Origin of the sequence: Aquimarina megaterium XH134 (assembly GCF_000520975.1) — a bacterium.
Classification (GTDB): Bacteria; Bacteroidota; Bacteroidia; order Flavobacteriales; family Flavobacteriaceae; genus Aquimarina; species Aquimarina megaterium.
This window is the reverse complement of record NZ_JACB01000001.1, coordinates 53,719-72,071: the sequence shown is the minus strand read 5'-3', so window position 1 is coordinate 72,071 and position 18,353 is coordinate 53,719. Positions and strand designations below refer to the sequence as shown.

The 18,353-nt window shown below is 34.5% G+C and carries 10 protein-coding genes; 7 read left to right on the top strand and 3 right to left on the bottom strand.

The window, feature by feature from the left end:
- Window positions 1–33 precede the first annotated feature (33 nt).
- Both Z053_RS0100235 and Z053_RS0100230 read right to left on the bottom strand, forming a co-directional pair.
- Complete coding sequence (locus Z053_RS0100235; protein WP_025663021.1) at window positions 34–492, bottom strand: DUF6438 domain-containing protein; 459 nt, start codon at window positions 490–492, stop codon at window positions 34–36.
- Window positions 493–511: 19 nt separating this feature from the next.
- On the bottom strand, window positions 512–1,264 hold the full coding sequence (locus Z053_RS0100230) for a protein phosphatase 2C domain-containing protein (protein WP_025663020.1): 753 nt from the start codon (window positions 1,262–1,264) through the stop codon (window positions 512–514).
- A gap of 300 nt (window positions 1,265–1,564) precedes the next feature.
- Between Z053_RS0100230 and Z053_RS0100225 the strand changes: the two genes are divergently transcribed.
- From Z053_RS0100225 to Z053_RS0100195, 7 genes are all read left to right on the top strand, one after another.
- On the top strand, window positions 1,565–2,017 hold the full coding sequence (locus Z053_RS0100225) for a Crp/Fnr family transcriptional regulator (RefSeq protein ID WP_035094514.1): 453 nt from the start codon (window positions 1,565–1,567) through the stop codon (window positions 2,015–2,017).
- A 91-nt stretch (window positions 2,018–2,108) separates the two neighbouring features.
- Window positions 2,109–2,678: a DNA-3-methyladenine glycosylase I gene (locus Z053_RS0100220; protein ID WP_025663018.1), complete on the top strand. Its 570-nt coding sequence runs from the start codon at window positions 2,109–2,111 to the stop codon at window positions 2,676–2,678.
- Window positions 2,675–2,983, top strand: coding sequence for a hypothetical protein (locus tag Z053_RS0100215; protein ID WP_025663017.1), 309 nt, complete (start codon window positions 2,675–2,677; stop codon window positions 2,981–2,983). The genes Z053_RS0100220 and Z053_RS0100215 overlap by 4 nt, the downstream gene beginning before the upstream one ends.
- A 238-nt stretch (window positions 2,984–3,221) precedes the next feature.
- A complete protein-coding gene (locus Z053_RS0100210) occupies window positions 3,222–3,707 on the top strand; it encodes a hypothetical protein (RefSeq protein WP_025663016.1) in 486 nt (161 codons plus the stop codon).
- 224 nt (window positions 3,708–3,931) lie between these two features.
- Window positions 3,932–4,672, top strand: coding sequence for a leucine-rich repeat domain-containing protein (locus tag Z053_RS27600; RefSeq protein ID WP_025663015.1), 741 nt, complete (start codon window positions 3,932–3,934; stop codon window positions 4,670–4,672).
- 102 nt (window positions 4,673–4,774) lie between these two features.
- Complete coding sequence (locus Z053_RS0100200) at window positions 4,775–5,224, top strand: hypothetical protein (RefSeq protein WP_025663014.1); 450 nt, start codon at window positions 4,775–4,777, stop codon at window positions 5,222–5,224.
- Between the two features lie 131 nt (window positions 5,225–5,355).
- The gene (locus Z053_RS0100195) at window positions 5,356–6,027 is read left to right on the top strand and encodes a DUF6796 family protein (RefSeq protein WP_025663013.1); all 672 of its coding nucleotides are present in this window, start codon (window positions 5,356–5,358) and stop codon (window positions 6,025–6,027) included.
- A gap of 348 nt (window positions 6,028–6,375) precedes the next feature.
- On the opposite strand, the gene Z053_RS0100190 is transcribed toward Z053_RS0100195, so the two are convergent.
- Window positions 6,376–18,345: a LysM peptidoglycan-binding domain-containing protein gene (locus tag Z053_RS0100190; protein WP_025663012.1), complete on the bottom strand. Its 11,970-nt coding sequence runs from the start codon at window positions 18,343–18,345 to the stop codon at window positions 6,376–6,378.
- Between the last annotated feature and the right edge of the window lie 8 nt (window positions 18,346–18,353).

Here is an 18,353-nt window from a genome sequence, read left to right as displayed (position 1 = left end):
TGTTTTAATTTACTATACGTTTATTAGCAGTTACTAATATTTATATATGATTTTATATAGTTCTTGTAATGGATATTCCCCTTTTAGCCCATAATCATTAATGGTATATTTAGCTTTATTAGTTTGAATCACAGTTTTTGAACTTGGCTGATCTGTTATATTAGTTGTATAACTTTTTTTAAGTTTTTCAAGATCAGAATTTTTTAGTAGCTCGATGATTGATTCCATTTCACTTTTAGTCAATGTATATGTAGAACCTTTATATGCAGGATTGTAAAAGGTTTTTACACAATTAGTCGAATCCTTTTCAAAATCGATGAAAACATCTATTGAAGGGAAGCTATCCGATTCTACACCAAACGCACTCAAGCTCATTTCAACTTTTAAAATCGAATTAGTTGATTCATTTTTTTTTATTGCATTAGTTTGGGCACTTATATAACTAGTTAGAAAAACAGAAATAATTGTTAGGATGTAAAACTGAAATTTCATTTTTTTCTTTTCATAATAGTTAAGACGATGTTGTCGTATTGTTTTTTATTCTAATTATTGCTAAATCATCTGTCACCAGATGATTCCATTTATCTTTTAGTAGTCGAATTTTTCTATCCAGGAAATTATCGAATTCTGCGCCTTCATTATCAATCAGTAAATATTCGATAATTTCGTTTTCAGGTTTTTGTTTTGACTTGTCCTCCAGGTTTCTAAATGTAAAGATACCATCTGTAGAGATAGATAAATCTTTAAAATCAGACATTGATACTTTTTGTTCTTGACTGTCAAACCAACTATCAAAGTCATCAACTAAATGATACCCAAGATAATCAGGTTTGTCATTTTGTTCGTATTCAATTAGTTCTCCATCCTTACAAATTAGACCATCTCCGATTGTCAAAAACTCAGCTTTTGATTCTTTAGTTTCGACAATTCCAATTATTAGAGTTGATAGCAGCTCATTTGTTTCAAGTCCCAGCTGATTCTTGAAAAGTTTAATCTCATGAATTAATGTTTTAACAACTTCCTTAAGTTTATCTTTTAATTGTATTGGATTACCTGTTACAAACTCTTCATAAAATTTATTTTTAGCAATATTTCGTAAAATCTTTCCGAAAAGAATTGAAGCAAAAACAGACTCTGTTCCCATTGTACAGCCATCTAAAACGGCTAATAGCTTTTCATTCGTTCCGATTTGTTCCTCAATCAAGAAGTCTTCACAGTGATTTGTATGAAATTCACCAATATGTAATGTTTTATATATTTTCATTCAGTTTTTATGTGTCTCAGCATTATAAGTATGTGTCGAAGTAGGACGAAATGTTACCGAGCTATCGACAAATCTACAGATTTTTGATAAATCGAATAGTTTCATCCCGATGACAGATTTAAGGTGCAAATCTATGCATCTGGCTATATCCAAACCTTATGGGGTATAGAGTAGTACGAAAACAACAGAAATCTATACACAAGTAGCAATAAATAATTTGAGGTGTATCTAAAATCCTCTAGATTTGTGAGTAAAAGAGAAATATATCCAATTATTGTATACCATTGAAAATCAAACGAAATCAGAATAAAAAAAGGACAAATACTTCAAAGAGCAGGAGAAAACAACACTAAGATTTACATAGTAAAATCTGGCTTGCTTCGTAGTTACGTAATAGATGAAAAGGGAAAAGAACATATTTTTCTTTTTGCACCTGAAAATTGGGTTATGACAGATAGCACAGCTAGGAATACCCCTTGTAAACTATTTATTGATGCCATTGAAAATTCAGAGGTATATATTCTTGAAAAAGGAAAAGAAGACAAAATAGAATTACAAAAAATCCTTAATCGTTTAGAAGCACTTCAAAACAGAGTCCTAATGATGATGTGTTCAACAGCGCTTGAACGTTATGAACACTTTATTAAAACTTATCCTAAAATCATTCAAAGAGTTCCACAACGAATGATTGCTTCATATCTAGGCATTACACCCGAGGCACTTAGCAAAGTTAAAGGGAAACCAAAAAAATGATTTCACCGAAATCTTAATCTAGATTAATGCTTTGAAAATTTATCATCAGTAATTTTGGGTATTATAAATAGTAAAATGATACTGAAACAAAATGAAAAAATGTTCTTGGTCAGTTAAACATAAAATTGAAGAGGATTATCATGATAATGAATGGGGTATTCCAATCTATGATGACCGATTATTATTTGAATTTTTAATTCTTGAAGGTGCTCAAGCCGGATTAAGTTGGTTAACTGTTTTGGTTAAAAGAGAGTATTATCGCAACGTATTTGACAATTTTGAGGCAAACAAAATTGTAACCTATGATCAGAAAAAAATAGATGAATTACTGAATGATTCTGGAATTATTAGAAATAAGCTAAAAATCAATTCTGTAGTAAGCAATGCCAAAGCTTTTCTTGAAATTCAAAAAGAATATGGGAGTTTCTCTAATTTTATTTGGGGTTTTGTAGAAAATAAACCTATTCAAAATAAATGGAAAAAAGCTGAAGATATTCCTGCCAAAACTGAAATCTCAGACATAATGAGTAAAGTATTAAAGAAAAAGGGATTTAAGTTCATAGGGTCAACTATTTGTTATGCTTTTATGCAAGCGGTAGGAATGGTAAATGACCACACAACTGAATGTTTTAGATACAACGAAATTAAAAATATAAAATGAACGTAGTAGAAATTGTAAAATGGAAGGCGAAACCTGATGTTTCGGATAAACAAATGATTGATGCAGTCAATAAAATGGTTCCTGATTTAAAAAACTTAGAAGGGTTTATTAATCAAACTTTATATAAAGACGAAGAAGATACTTGGTTTGACGTATATTATTGGGATACAACAGAAAATGCTCATCTTTCAAATGAAAGAATGGCAGATAAAGAATCATTAAAAAATCTGTTAGAATTGATAGTATTGGGATCTGTATCAATGAAGATATTAACACCTCTACAAAAAGCTCAATCATCTAATTAATATATTGTCAAGAAAAACGGTATACAACAATGTATAAAAAACATAGGGCAGTTTAGACTTATCGAAAAGTCTGAGTTTATTTGCAAAGTCGCCAAATATAAAATTTGGCGTTTATGAGAAAAAAAAGATAACAGCAAAATATTTATATTTGGCTAAGTAATAAACCAAAACCATAGTGCTTATTACCTGCCCTATGTTTCTTATACATTGTTGTAAACAATTATAAATTGACAAATTAATGCCTGAAAAATCAATTGTAACAGATTCTTCCAAATCCAATAATAAAATGGACAATGTAATAAACCAACTAAAAAGTGGTTTATCCAAAATTGGTGATCTTGGAACTAATACTAAGGATAAATTTGTTAATTATGTAAAAGATATTTTTGATGTTTTACCCCTAATTGAAAAAGCCGGATTCAGAACGAACAGGTTAATTGTTGGAATATCAATTCCTCCATCGGTAGAAATCCATTTTAGCAGAGTTACTGAATTTGATGAACATCATATTCAAAAATTAATGGACGAATATTCAAATAAAAAAATGTTCAAATTGATTCTAAAAGGGCTGTTGATGTCAAATGAGTTTCAATCCAAGATTTCAACGGAGGATTTAATTTTTAGCGAAACCTGTATAGAGATTTCAATACCACCAAAAATTAGTATTAAATACTTAAATAAGGATATCGCAAGTTTAAATAAAATCGAAACTGAATTTGATTAAAAACAGTTTACAACACGATATATGTGATCATAGCAACTAAGTGATTAATCGAATGGTTGTTGTATTTTTGGTAAGTCACAATGCTTGCTGAATGGAAAAGTTAGCAGTCAATGCGCGGAAAATGTCGATGACTAGGTAATAATTGCTTAACTACGATACATGTATTAAACGTACCAGCAATACATCTAAGACATATATCAGAACTTTCAACGATAAAATTTGTTATGAATGCAATAAAATTTAAGGACAAAACCCTAGAGAATCACATCAAATCATTTTTCAACAAAAATGAGGATGAAGATATTTATGTTGAAAATATCAATGTATCAGAACTAGATTGCTACAACACAGGAATTACTTCATTGGAAGGCTTAGAACTATGTTCAACTATCAGTAGTTTATACGCTTATAACAATAAAATAAGTAGTATTAAACCTTTAGCATCCATGAAACAATTAGATTTAATTAACTTATCGGATAATGAAATTAATGATATTAGTCCATTAAAAGAATGCATAAAACTAGAAGTACTTAATCTCTCTTCAAATAAGATAATAGATATCTCATCACTATCAAAACTAAAAGACTTAGAAACACTTTGGCTTGCAGAGAATGAAATTGAAGATATTGAAGCCCTTAAAGGATTGAAAAAGTTAAAAGTTTTAGGTCTAAACGATAATAAAATCAAAAATGTTTCTGTTCTAAAACACCTTCCTAATTTAACAGATTTACATCTTTGGAATACAGGAATTAAAGATATCAGTTTCTTAAATGAGCTTAAACATTTAAGTTATGTTAACCTTAAAGATAATCATATCCAGGATATAAGTCCACTTATAAATCACCCATTTTTAAAAGGAATTTCACTTGATGGAAACCCGCTGAAACGGAATGCTATGGACGATATAAAGACCTTAATTGACAGAGGGATTTATGGATTGGAAAGTATTTTAGAACGTACCTAGTAAAATATTGAGATCATTTTATAAACAAATTACAAAGCTGGTAACAATGTATAAACTGTATTAAAACGACTGTTTGCATTAAACGTTACCCAATATTAAAAAATGAATATCAGTTTTGATCTTGACAGCACTTTAATTCCAAATGGGAATGAGTTTGAAACAGAAAAGCGTAACGGAATTGCTAAACTACTCGGAATTGAAAAAATACGAAAAGGGACAAATAAATTAATTTCTGATTTACAAAATCAAGGTCATAAAATCCATATTTATACCACATCATTTAGATCTAAAAGAAAAATAAGACTGACTTTAGGATATTATGGAATAAAAGTGAATCGAATTGTAAACCAAACAGAAAATCGACGAGTTTTGACCTCTCGGAATATTCACTCGTCTAAATTTCCGCCAGCTTTTGGTTTTGATTTACATATTGATGATTTAGACGGTGTTGGGATTGAAAGTGAGAGGTTTAATTTCAAAGCAATTATTGTTGAACCTGCCGATAAAAATTGGATTGAAAAGATAAAAGGCAGGATAAAAAATGCTGAGTAACAACATATGTAGCTTATTGCATCTGATTTCCTTAAACGGAATTCATTGCAATTTTGTTACCTTGGTACTGATAGGAATTTCCAACGATCTATACACTAAACGTTGTATACAATGCAAAAAATAAGTAATAGATGAAAATGAATAAATTTTGTATTAGAATTTTAGGAATACTAGGAGCGCTTGGCGGGCTAATTTTGTTTTCTGGAGATATGCTTTTTTACTATGATCCTGGTAATACCAATTTAACAGAAAATATGGGGAATGCATCTGATTTCAGAATTATTTCTAGTGCTGTTACTGCTCTGTTGGCAGCTTGGTTTTATATGTTAGGAGTGGTTCAAATATATCATGCCTTTAAACCAACTAAACCTATAATAAAGAATACAATTTTAATTTGTTTTGCTGCTATCTTAATTGCGTATGGAGTTATTCATGGTGCTTATGTTGCTATTGCCACATCGGCGAGATTAGCTACCGAAAATAACCTTAATATAAATGAGGCAGTCTCTTTAGCTACTGAAGCAAATAATGTATTGAGACTATTTGTTTATCCAATTTTTGGACTTTTATCTATTATATTTATCATTCAAGTCTGGAAAAGGAAAACTTTATATCCAAGATGGATTATTCTTTTTTTTCCACTGGTACCTTTTTTAATACAAGGCTTTATTTGTAAAAATTTGTCTGGTAATATTTGGATTATTATTTGTGGAGGTTATTTAAATCTTATATTGGTTATCTTCTTTACGGCATCAACAATTGCATTATGGAATATAAAAAGTCTAAACCTCAATAATAAATAGAGCACTACACACAACAATGGCTCCTAATGTAAAGCTCTTTCTTAAACCTTAATTAAAAAAACTTAATTCGACCTAAGCTAAAATGTCATAAAAAGTGTCAATTCGAGTGGTTTTTCAGAATGAAATGTAGAAAAATTGTATCGAGAATAGCTTTTTTTGGATAGAAAATCACTATTCTCGATACAATCTTCCTGGGCCTGTACAGAGTTATGCCGAAGTATCAGATCACTTAATTTGACAGCTTTTTTAAACTAAATCCTTATATCGAACTCAAGTTGAAAGAAGAAAAAACCCCATACGACTAGTCGTATGGAGTTTTTGGTTGGCTCGCCTGTTTTTACATATGTATTACATGTCTGTAATATAATCTAATGATAATGTTAATGTTCTTAATCGAATTAATGGTTTAGGTTGTGCAGTTAGGTTAGAAAATATAGTAAGATCAAACCACAGTGATGCTTCGGTATCATCTACCTGATTTGTACTAAACCATTCTTTAATGCTATTGGCCCAATCAGAAATCATTTGTTTTAATGCTTTATCCGATCCATCACCCAGTACCTGTATCGACTGTAATGGTTGCATAATTACCGGAAGGAAAATATCACTTAGCTTGCTGTTTGCCTGATAGCTATAATTAGCATTCATCAAAATACTAATGGTATCCTGAGAGTTTTCTGCTAATAGTGTATCAAACAAAATGGTAAGCTGTTGCTCTAATGTTCCCACGTTAGGGCTGGACGGATTATTGATCGTCGCAATATTTAGCGGCTCACTACTATCTATAGTTGGGTGAAATGCATTCGAAAATCCAATATTACCTGTCGTATATACAAAATCATCTGCCGATGGTTTACCAGGGACTAATTCTACATTACGCTTTAAGTTTGCAGTAGTATCGGCATCCTGTCTGTTTAGAATATTCATCGTAGGGATAAGTACCATACGATCTGCTATAGATTGCCCAATAGAAGCTTCAAGGATTTTGCCTGTATCTTTAGAAGTATAATAATAACTATAACTAGCTCCATCTTCGGGATCAATACTAATTGCATTGTAATCAGGAATATTCACAACCGGAATACCTATTCCTTCTGGTACTGCACCAAAAATATTAACTAATAATACTCCTGTAGTAGTTTCTATTGTTGTAGAACTTTCTTTGATGTAAAAAGAATACGGATCTGCAGTATAACCTTGCTTTAATAGCTCATTAAAGGCATTAAGAGCAAAGCCATTACTGGTTTCTGCAGCATCTGCCATTCTTGAAACCATCTGGTTATAGGACGATAAGGCTACCGCTGCAGATTCGAACTCAGATGCATCTGTAGTGGTAGCATCGATCTTGATCAATGTATCATTAAATACCTGATTGATATTAGGGAAAACAGAAATAAACTCGGCCATCTGCGCAAATGCATCTTCAAAACTGCCAAGAGCTTTAGCCATATTCTCCTGAACATTAAACAGAATCTCAAAATTAACCTGATCCTGAGGATAGTGGAAAGATTGAGAATACGTAATCTGATAGTTCCAATTTAAGATATCATTTATCGCATTATTAGTACTGGTAGTATAAGGATAAGAACCCTCTTGCTTAACCATTGCTGGTGCAGTAGGGAAGGACCTTAAGATCAAAGGAACTTTAAACACCCCTAATGAAGTTTCTAATGGATTGGTTTTGTTTTTTGAAATAAAACTTAACCATGATGATGCTTTATAATCTTCGATTCCCGGAACCGAACTAATTTGATGTTCGATAGCAAAACCAGCATAGGTAATATCCAGGTCTACATAGGATAGCACTTCATTTTCGGTACCTCTAATAATGTCTGGAGAAGAAAGCAGGAAGGGCAGCTTGGCATCTTTACTTTCACTCAATGCTAATTTTGGCGAACTTAGACTAAAGGATGTGCTAAAGTTACCGCCATCAACGTTTTTCTGTACAGTATGGCTTAGCGGAGGTGTAATAACGTTTCCAACTTCATCAAACAATGTATCTACAATAGTTACTACAGTTTTGTCGATTACGGCATCTCCACTTAATTTTAAACGTACAATGCGATTATTTTCACTAAGCAATGAAGCGTTTACAACTTGTATATCATCAGAAACAGTATAATTACTTATTTTTTCGGCTTCTTCTTTACTCATAAAATTAGAGAAGAAAAGATACACTATAGTAGCTTCATCCTGATCTAATTCTACCCCCATAAAGACAAAGTTCTGATTTATATTTCCATATAGTTGAGGAGTGTCCGCACCTTCCGGAACAGTATCTGCCTGTACTGTCGCGGCAAACTGAATTCCGGCGCGAGTAGTATATGCATTACTAAGTTTAACTAATAACTGCTGTAAAAAGGTTTCCTGAATATCTGATGTATCTGCTGTCTGCCCTGCAAAAACAGGAACCATTGATAGCTTAAGGATTTCTGCCAGTCGTTTTTTATTGGCCAACATATCGGTGAGGAATGTTGTACTTCCGAAATCATCAACTAATTGAATAGCAGCTGTAAATTCTGGGGTTAATACACCATCAATACTCGAAAAGATCTGTTTACCCCAAAGATCCATATCAATATTTTTAAAATCGGTATATGTAGAAGGAGTAGAAAAATCTATACCTGTCTTAGGATTAAAATAATAGATAGGAATGTGATCTTTTGTCTCTAGCTTATTAGATATTGGTTTTGGTGCAAAAATCACCGGATTACTGGTATCATTGATCTCATATCCAATACTGGTAGTCGAATCAACACCTAGTCGAGTAGCCCATATTTCTGTGCCTCCGGCATTACTTAGATTCTCATCACGGTCTACACCAGAAGTAACTTTAAGTTGATACACATCATTTTTAGATAAAGCAGTCTCAAATCCAGCAGCAAAATCTTCTAAACCTGTAGTTACTCCTGATTCTGCTTTTGATAAAGGAGGAATACTGGTACTTGCAGATTTAATGCCTCCTGTAGTTTCAAAATCACCAGAAATAGAACCTCCGATACGCTCGATGGTAAAACTTAACTCTAATCTGAATATTTGCTCGGTATTTACCTGTGCAGTGTCTATATCGAAAGATATGGTATGATCACTATCTGGTGTCGCAGTAGTAATTTCTCCCATACTGCGATTAGCTAAGAATAGATAGATAGAAGCAATCCATTCCTGAACCAGCTTGCTCACATCATCTTTGCTTAGAACAAAAGGATTAGAGGTTAATGTAGTATCTATTTGAAAAGCGATACCATTAGGATCGGTTAACTGGTACCAAATCTGAGTATAGGTTTGTAGATCCCTGGTGGCTTGTTCTATCACTGTAGAGGTAGCCAGATCTTTATCATTATCGGCGCTAAATTTTGACCAGCCGTTAAAAACAAGAACATTAGTATCTTCAGGATTCGTTATATCGGCTTTAACGTTACTTACGGTAACCGTTATTTCTACATTTTCAGGAATGTTATCTACCGTAATAGTGACTGATTTTTTATCGGCATTAAGAACAATAGACTCGATATTAACATTTTGATCGATTGTATAGTTAGCTTTGTCTACAGCACTGGCCTCATCTACAGTTACAGTATATTGTCCCAGAATGGTAGTACTGCTTTTTGCTGTTGTAGAGATTAGCCCCTGATAATAACTAGGATCAAAATTTAATCCCGTATCTAGTTTGGCTTCCCCTTCTTCTCCGGTAACCATCCAGGAGGAACTAACTGAAGGCCACTGGTTAAGTCCAAGAATAGCATCTGTATATCCTGTTAATACAGGTGGTTCATTTAATGGTTCATTACTGGTTGCCGATGGATCTGATAACTCGCTTATAATACTGTTACCATAAATATCCTGCCATGCAAAATTAACTTGAAGAATATCACCTAATCCTAAATATGGACTGTCGTTTCCATCAGGAAGATCATTTTCTGAAGCTACTACCTCTTTACTAAAACGAGTATAAGGTATGCTTACCTGATAGTTCCAGTTATCATCGGCTGTTAGTGTTTTTGGAACCTGGATTTTATCGATACTCTCTGGATCTTCTGCATCTGTTGTCGGGCCAGAAGGTAAACCAATGTTACTACTGTTAAAATAATCATTAGCTACTACCTGATAGGTGAGCGAACTATACACATTTTGTAAGAATAGTTCTCCAAAATCTGCTGTTTTTGGATTATCGGGAACAGGAGCAGGTATAGGTCGTATTGCATCTATAGAAGTAGTGCCTGCAGCAACAGTGGCTGTTCTGATTTTTGGACCACCAGTGATTGTAACGTCTTGACTATCGGCAAATATTCCAATAACATTTTGATTGTAATTGGCTATAGAAGAAATATTTTCTCCATAAAAATCGGATAATGAAGCGAAGGTAGTGCCACCAGGACTGGTACCTACAGTGATGGTAAGCTGCGGTAAGAAAATAGAATCAAATAAGTTCAGCTGATCTGGTAATTCGCTACCTGATTTCTGTTTATTGATTTCCTGTATAGCAGCAACAGTAGTCTCAAAACGACTAGCAATTTCCTGAAGTGTATTACCACCAACTCCAACTTCGTAGATGCCTTCATTGATATTTAATTTAATCCCTGATCTAAGGGTTAGATTTTGATTATCAGTAGCGACATCAGCAATATTTCCGTAGTATGTATAGGCCAGTTCGCCTAATGTTTGTGTATTGACAGATGCTAATTTTATGGTATTTGGATTGGATTGCGCAAAGAGTACAGAGTTATCTTTATTAATGGCCTCTCCATTAGCAAAAACATTCATATACGAAGTTATTGTATTTTGAAGGCTTTCTTCAGAAGGTTTGCTGTACATTACAATAAATGACAATGTAGCCTCCCCGTTATCATCAAAAATACGATCCGGAAGCCCTTGTTTACTATCTGTATTATAGTAGTATAAATAGTATCCTCCGTTTCTGGTAATGCTGGCTTGCCATAGCAATCGTAAGAAGTCTGTTTGCGTATTGAGCAATCGCATTTTTTCTTCTTCAGGAATCGATGCAGTTTTTAGTAATGCATCAAAAGCCATATCAGGCCTGGTTTCCGTAGAAAGATTTACCTGGGCTAATCCCATAGTGAGTGCATTTTGTGCATCTGTCTGGATACCATCGGGAGTACTTCCATTAGAATCAACAGCATAGGCAGGGATCAAACTGGCAATTAGCGAATTGTTATCACCAATTTCACTAACTATTTTTTCAAGAATATTAGCGTTGTTACTATTTGCTCCAACTACTTCATAAGTGGTCTGTGTAGAAGGGCTATCAGAAACTATAGGTACCCTCTTTATAGTAACCTCTACCAGGGATCCTAGTCCATAATATGCAACATCATGATTGATCATCTTTTTAGAGACGTCATCATATTGACCTATTAAAAATTCCATTCTTGGATTAACCGCTCGGGTACTTAGATCCGGTAGTTGAAGTAATGTATCTGGTAACGGCCATAAACTTAATGTCGGTACACCAGAAGGAGTACCTCCGTACGGAAGATTAATAGAAGAAGCGGCATTCCAGACAATCTCTGATGTATATGGATAACTGGCTTCGCTATTGGTAAACAAATCATTAACACCTAGGAAACTAAGACCAGTATTTAATTTGTTTTTGGTAGCATATTCAGCAACCTTATTTATGCGTATAGCATCATCACTATCGGGTTTAATAGTAATTACCATTTTTGCAGGATCATCACCGTTAAATGATAACCATTTTAATGCATCTGGATCTGGTTTGCTAAAGGTAATTTCAAAATTATTACCTTCTGTAAGAGTGGGGATAGGAAACTGCTGACCATCTAGTGCATATAGTCCTGCAGATTCTAAATCCCCGTATGATAAAACACCTTTATTATCTTCTACCCACATCCCTTTATAGTTTGGAGTAACTCCATCTACCGGAAGTTTAAGACCTGCCAGGTAATATCGAGAAGTCATACCAGACAAGTGCTGGATTCCTTGAGTAGCTTGAATTTCTTTAAGTAATTCGCCTACTTTAAACTGCTCTAGATTTGCCATATCCAGTGTGGCAGAATCAAATAGATCTGTAATCTTATCGTTATTATGATCTTTATCACCAGAATTAGCCAGATCTTCTGGAGTAACATTAAATTTGGAAGCTACACTTCTCAGGTTATCACCTTCGACTGTAGTATATGTAATTAATCCAATGTTTAATGTTGCAACAGGAAGTAATAAATTGGCTATAGAAGCGATACCACCATCAGTAATCAAAATATTGATATCAATTTGATTTCCTTTTGGTACGGTATCATTGATAGCATCAACGACTTCGGTTAGAGATTGAGAAGGTAAAGTGGTGTAATCGTATGTATAATTGTTATAGGTAAAACTAATAGCGATACCTTCTTGCAGAATGTTTTGAACTTTTTTATTTAGCATTGCCAGGCTATTTCCATCAAAACTCTTTCCATAAATAGCTTGATTAGCAATACTGTCAAAAGTATCTCCCTGTTGCACGGTATATGTGCTGTTAGAGATATACATGGTTTTCCCAGAATTTAATGCTATACCAGAATTATCGTTAAAAAGTTCTGCAATAGTATACGCCATATCTCCAGAGAGGTCGCCATTATCATTAACCCATTTTACAATACTGTCTGGGCTATCTCCGCTATTGGTGTAATATTTAAAATCTTTTAAGGAATCCTGCGCATTCTGGACCATTTGTTTGGCAATTAGTAAGAAATAGTCACTAAATACAAAGTTACCTACAGAAATATCTTGTCCTTCTGCAAAAGCAGCGAAAGTTGAAGGGTCTTTCTCTTGCATCTGGATTGCTAATTGATCGAAGTATTTTCTAAGATCACTTATATATGTAGAAGAAATAGTGTTATAACTTTCAAAATCATAGGTCACTCCTTTATAATCGGTACCATAATCTGGTGTCGATAATTCTAGTGACAATGCCATTGGGAAAAATGTAGCGTTGACATCTGTTTCTTGCTGTGGTTGTTCCTGAATATGCAGATCAAACTGATCTGTCATAAAAGAATCTATAGCTTCTGTCGGGATTGGACTAGGATTAGAAGGATCACTAAAATACGCTAATAATTGTGTTAATTGCGAGCTGGTGACAGGAGTATTATCTACTTGTTCACTAGTGATAGAACCATTCTGTAGTGCAGCGACTGTCCATCTAAAGATTTCTTTACTTAACAACTCAAAAGAAGAATCTGCAGTATCTTTAAAAGCTTTTTGGTATCCATCTACACGATCCTCTTGTGGCGGTGTCATAGATTCTAAGAAAAGCATAGCAATATAACATGCTTGTTGCTCGCTTAGTTCGGTAGCTTTATCACCAGCCATAGTAAGCCCTAGTCCCAGATATCCTGTTAGTGGGGCTACTGTTGCTGCTTTTTCCAGGTTAGACCAATTTGGTGTTACCTGAGTCAATGCTACTGTAAGTGGGTTATGTAAAGCGATACGAAGTTGTTTCGCGTTTTGTAATTCATTCTGCGCATACGCTTTTAAAGCGATGCCAGATGGGGCAGTTTGCCAAGGTGGATTGCTTGCTATTGCTTTGATCGTAATACTTTGACTGATGCTAGCAGAGAAACTGAAGTGCATCTTTATTTTGAATAACCCTAGGTTTATACTTACACTTAGTGAAACACTTACCGAGGCTGATAGCTGAATTACAATAGGATCATAAGGAGAAAACGTTAATTGAGCCAATAATCTGATGTCAATATTAAGATCAGCTTTAATGATAGCAAAGTCAATAGTGCCATATAGTTTTCCGATGACACCTACTGTACCTCTAAACCAGAAATAATACGCTTCTGCTACCTGGGCATCATTAGATGAAGAGGTTGTTGTTAATTGATACGGATTAAACTTAGCTAGAACTCCTTCTAAAATTGCTACTGCAGTAAGGCTAAATCCTGCTTTCAAAATACCAGCATCAAAATCATAGCCAAATCCAAATTGCATACCGAAACCAAATACCAAAACAGGATTAAAAGTACCATTAGTAGCATCTGGTACTTTATTGGTTGTAGCACTACTGAGTTTACCAAAATAAACTCCGGCCGAACCCATAACAGGGATTGGGATACCTATCGGTGTCCAAATCAGGGTTTGGAAGGTAAATGATCGAGAAAAATCTTCTTTCCACGGAAATCCTATATCTACCTGAAAATCACCATTGGTGAACAATTCTATACCAAAAATTGGTAATGTAAGGTTAACCTGGCCTAACTGTATTTTTCGCATTACTGTGGGTAAAGCGATTTCTGCCTTATAGAGACCTATTGTATCACTGATTTTTTTGTATAAAATCTGAAAATCCAGACCTTTAAAAATACGAGCGGGCTCTCCTTCGAGAGCTAGGCGTAATGCATATAGATTAGGATCGTTAAAAACAATCTGCATGGTAATAAAGTAATCACTGCTGCTAGTATCAGATCCATTTGCCAACGCCAATGCCGATGTAGATTTTTTATCTTCCTCAAGCTTAAGTACTCCAAAATTCATTCCTACCAGCCAGTTGCTGTTAGGGTCTAAAGTAATACCAGGAATTTCTCCGGGTTCTGTAGGTGGTAGATCAGCCATAATTTTTATAGCATCCTGTACTTTTTCTACATTCTGGAAACCAGGTATTGCAACATGTTGTCCTAATGCCAGTAAGCGTAAATCCAAATATTTGTTACCTTGCCCCGAAGGAGAAGGCGTGGTTTCTGGTTTGGCGGCATCCCAGGTTAAAGGCTCCTTTGGTTTGTCTTGCCATAAGAAACTCCCATCTAAAGTAACCATCACCCCATTATCTTTTGGATCAGGTTGGTTTGATTTGTAAGTAACTCCAATAGATTCTATCGTAGCGAACCCTAGTGAAATAGGGCCTATGCCGAGACTGAAACCAACCTGTTTTGATGTGAAATCATATTTTAGGCTCAGGTTGTTAAGTGGTATCTTATCTAGGAGATTCCAGGGAGCAGCTAGTCCAAATTGAGTTCCTGTTGCCCAGGAAACCATTTTTTCTACCATACTACCGATAGTAGTAGACTCAGTAAAACTTAATTCTGCTATATAATGATGTTTTCCATTGGTGCCAATGTCCTTTACTTCACCTTTTAAGAACTCCCAGATAATCCCAAAGGATTTTACACTGGGATCAAAATCATAGAATGCCTGAAAATTAATACCCAACCAGGTAACATTAGCATTTATATTACCATAGTATCCTACTTCTGTTTCCTCATCTTTTTTACCATATGCTACCATAGCATTACCTTCTACACTAAGATCCAGGAAATCAATATCCCAGGGTTTAGCAGTTTTACCGCTAAATTCCCAATATTTAGTTTTTGTTTGGATTTTAAAACCAAGACCATCTATTGCATAATCAAATCCATCCTCGGGTTTCCAGGTCGGTGCAATGTAAAAAGTAAGTAACTGCCCAATCTCTAAAGCTCCAGAGGTCTGTGTGCCGGTAAATGTCCAACCACTTCCTGTGGCATAAGTAGATTGTAGGGATAGCCCAATTTTCATACTTTCGGGTAATACCACAAATTCACCACCGATACTCACTTCATTATTACCTGTGTTGTGAATGATATTAGCGGTTAGTTTATTAATTGTGAAAAGAGGTCCTATAACTAAGGGTTTGTCTGCTTCGAGAATCGTATTTAATTGATAATATTTTTCATTAGGTTTTAAGTCAAAATCCAATAAGGTTACAGCAGTTTCTAAATCTAAGGGTCCTGTACCAAATAATTCTAGTAAGTCACTAAGCTGGATAACGCCATCACTTAGCCCCCCGTGGACTTTGAAATCAGGATAAGTACCTAAAACACTAACCGTTCCTTTGCCTATTGTAAAATCACCTGTTACCGTAAATTCAATTTTTCTGTTTGCTACGTCCTGTACGTTATAGACTTGTACATCTACACTAGGATTAATTTGAAAAGGAGGATTTGCAGATAATTCCCAGGGTGTATCTGTACTCATTTCATACGACATATAATCAAATGCATGAGTTTGATTGTTATAATGTAGTTGAATGTCTTTTAAACCAAAACCTGCCATTCCATTCAAAGGAGGTTGAAGTACTTGAACCAGATTAATACCTCCGGCCATCTGGAAAAAACTGGATACACTTAGAGGACTGCTAAAACCGCCAGTAATAAGCCAGGTGTTCTCTTCTTCAGGGTATTTAATCATTGTTTCCAGTACTATAGGATCATTATTGGCATCTTTGCCAGACCCAATAATATTCCCTTTCAAACCTCCTTCTACTGCGCTTCCGGCTTCGTTAATTTTTAAACTGAAACCAGGCTTTTCGAAACCTATCCAAGGGATTCCGTCGATATTCCAACTTTGATTTATTTCCGTTTCAATCTCTGTAACAACCGACTCTTCTGGGCTGGTGAAATTTAGCGTAATATTAAAATCAGGACCAAAGGCAGTTGTTGTTCCTTTAGATAAAGTAACTTGTGTTACCGTATCCCCATCTTTTTGTTCTGTAATATCCTCTTTAGCTACAGTAATAAAAAACAAATTACCTGTTACGAGTTTGAAAAAAGAGGATAAGTATGTATTTGGTAATGCATTTAGGATATTTACACCACCATTACTATAATTATTGATAAGTTTATTATATACTCCTTCTAATGTAAGTGCTTCTTCTTCTAAAACCATTAGATCAGTGTCAGAACTGGTTTTGGTACGAGCTTTTGAAGATGCTAATAGCGTAACAATAGGTAAGACCAATTTTACTCCTACCAGACCAAGCATCAGTTTATCATGAATATCTTGTTGATAATAAACTCCCAAATTCGTGAAATAGGTGTGTACATCATTAGATTCGGTATACGAATTTACCATAAACGCTCCCGAAACAGCTAGTGCATTGTAGTACTCTTCGGGTTTACCTGGATTTGTTTTTTTTAGATAAGTATCAAAAGTTTGATTTCTGATGTTTAATGCAGCAGTTTTTGCTGCTTCTGCGACGGGCGAATAATTTACAGCAGATAAAGTCGAAGGGTAATTAGCCCTATCTTCTTCTCCTGTTTTTGGAATTTGTAGAAAGGGTCGTCCTAAACTAATAGGTAAACTAGAAGATCCTTGACCTTCAAAAACTCCGGGTAATCCCGAATTGGCATAGTAATAATTATAAACTTCCTGAGGGACCGGCCCGAGAGTGATAGCCACTATTTCTTTATTTCCTGCCCCGGTAAGTGTACTGGTTAGGTCATCAATTTTTACATAGCTGCCATTTTTATAACCTTCTACTAATGATAATGTATATCCACCATCCATTAATGGTTTAACTTGTTGCCCCAGTTTAAGAATAAAATTATCTAAACTTAATTGAGCATAAGCTCCAAACATATCATTATCGATGTATACTTCTTGAATTTTTGTTTTAAGGGCGGGTAAAGAACTGTTTTTGTTTTTTAGATCCAAAGCAAATGCCGAGGCATAATCAAAAGGCATTTCCTGATACTTTTTTTGTATTTTGGCAATATCACTTAGGATAAAAAGCGCGATGGGTGTATTACTGCTCATTTGTGCGGTAAAAGCAGAAAGGATTAAGTTTAAAGTCATTTCTGCAGGACTAGAAAACTGATGCAAACCATATATGGGCCAGAGTCGAAGTTCTTTTTTAGTAGTATGGGCATTATAAATCGACTCGGCATTTATAGATCTTATTTTTAAATCGGCATTATAGGTTTGATCTTTTGCATACCATGTCCATAAGGTTTCTGGAACAGTTGTTAGGGAATCTGCAGGAAATTTAAACGCTAATTCTGCAAATGAAGCCGATTCTTTTGTTAAATCGTATGGATCTTTACCTTTACGCTCTATTTGATTAGGTGCTTTTTCCCACAAATAGGGCTGTAGTCTTAAAAAATAGGTGACATTAAAAAGATCTGCATAATTTACTTCGCTGTTATCGGCTCCACCAGTAAAACCAAAATCAATTTGTTCCAGGTTTGGTTTTGTGTCTTTATATTCTAAAAAGGTAATGGTGGCTTTACCATAGGTTATACTGGTTGTCAATATATCATTTGGGATAAGATCGGTAAGTAATATAGCCAATTTATCTGGAGTATCTGCTCCAGAATAGATCATTAGAATATTTTTAGAATAGTCTGTAGCATCAACTATTCTTTTCATAATATTTACTGTAGTGGCTTGATGTCCAAAATTTGGAGTCCCATCTACATAGAATCGTAGTTCATCCTTACTTTTTATAAGTGCAAGCATGTCCTTTATTGATGCATCGGTAGTAGACTCACTAGCTTCCTGCCCTTGCATTAATTTGGTTAAAAGATCATTGAAGTCGCCCATCTTAAAAT

What these genes read in the sequence shown, in the direction of transcription:
- Z053_RS0100210 (WP_025663016.1), top strand. Translation starts at nt 3,222, where the DNA reads ATGCCTGAAAAATCAATTGTAACAGATTCTTCCAAATCCAATAATAAA.
- Z053_RS0100200 (WP_025663014.1), top strand. Translation starts at nt 4,775, where the DNA reads ATGAATATCAGTTTTGATCTTGACAGCACTTTAATTCCAAATGGGAAT.
- Z053_RS0100235 (WP_025663021.1), bottom strand. Translation starts at nt 492, where the DNA reads ATGAAATTTCAGTTTTACATCCTAACAATTATTTCTGTTTTTCTAACT.
- Z053_RS0100215 (WP_025663017.1), top strand. Translation starts at nt 2,675, where the DNA reads ATGAACGTAGTAGAAATTGTAAAATGGAAGGCGAAACCTGATGTTTCG.
- Z053_RS0100190 (WP_025663012.1), bottom strand. Translation starts at nt 18,345, where the DNA reads ATGGGCGACTTCAATGATCTTTTAACCAAATTAATGCAAGGGCAGGAA.
- Z053_RS0100220 (WP_025663018.1), top strand. Translation starts at nt 2,109, where the DNA reads ATGAAAAAATGTTCTTGGTCAGTTAAACATAAAATTGAAGAGGATTAT.
- Z053_RS27600 (WP_025663015.1), top strand. Translation starts at nt 3,932, where the DNA reads ATGAATGCAATAAAATTTAAGGACAAAACCCTAGAGAATCACATCAAA.
- Z053_RS0100195 (WP_025663013.1), top strand. Translation starts at nt 5,356, where the DNA reads ATGAAAATGAATAAATTTTGTATTAGAATTTTAGGAATACTAGGAGCG.
- Z053_RS0100230 (WP_025663020.1), bottom strand. Translation starts at nt 1,264, where the DNA reads ATGAAAATATATAAAACATTACATATTGGTGAATTTCATACAAATCAC.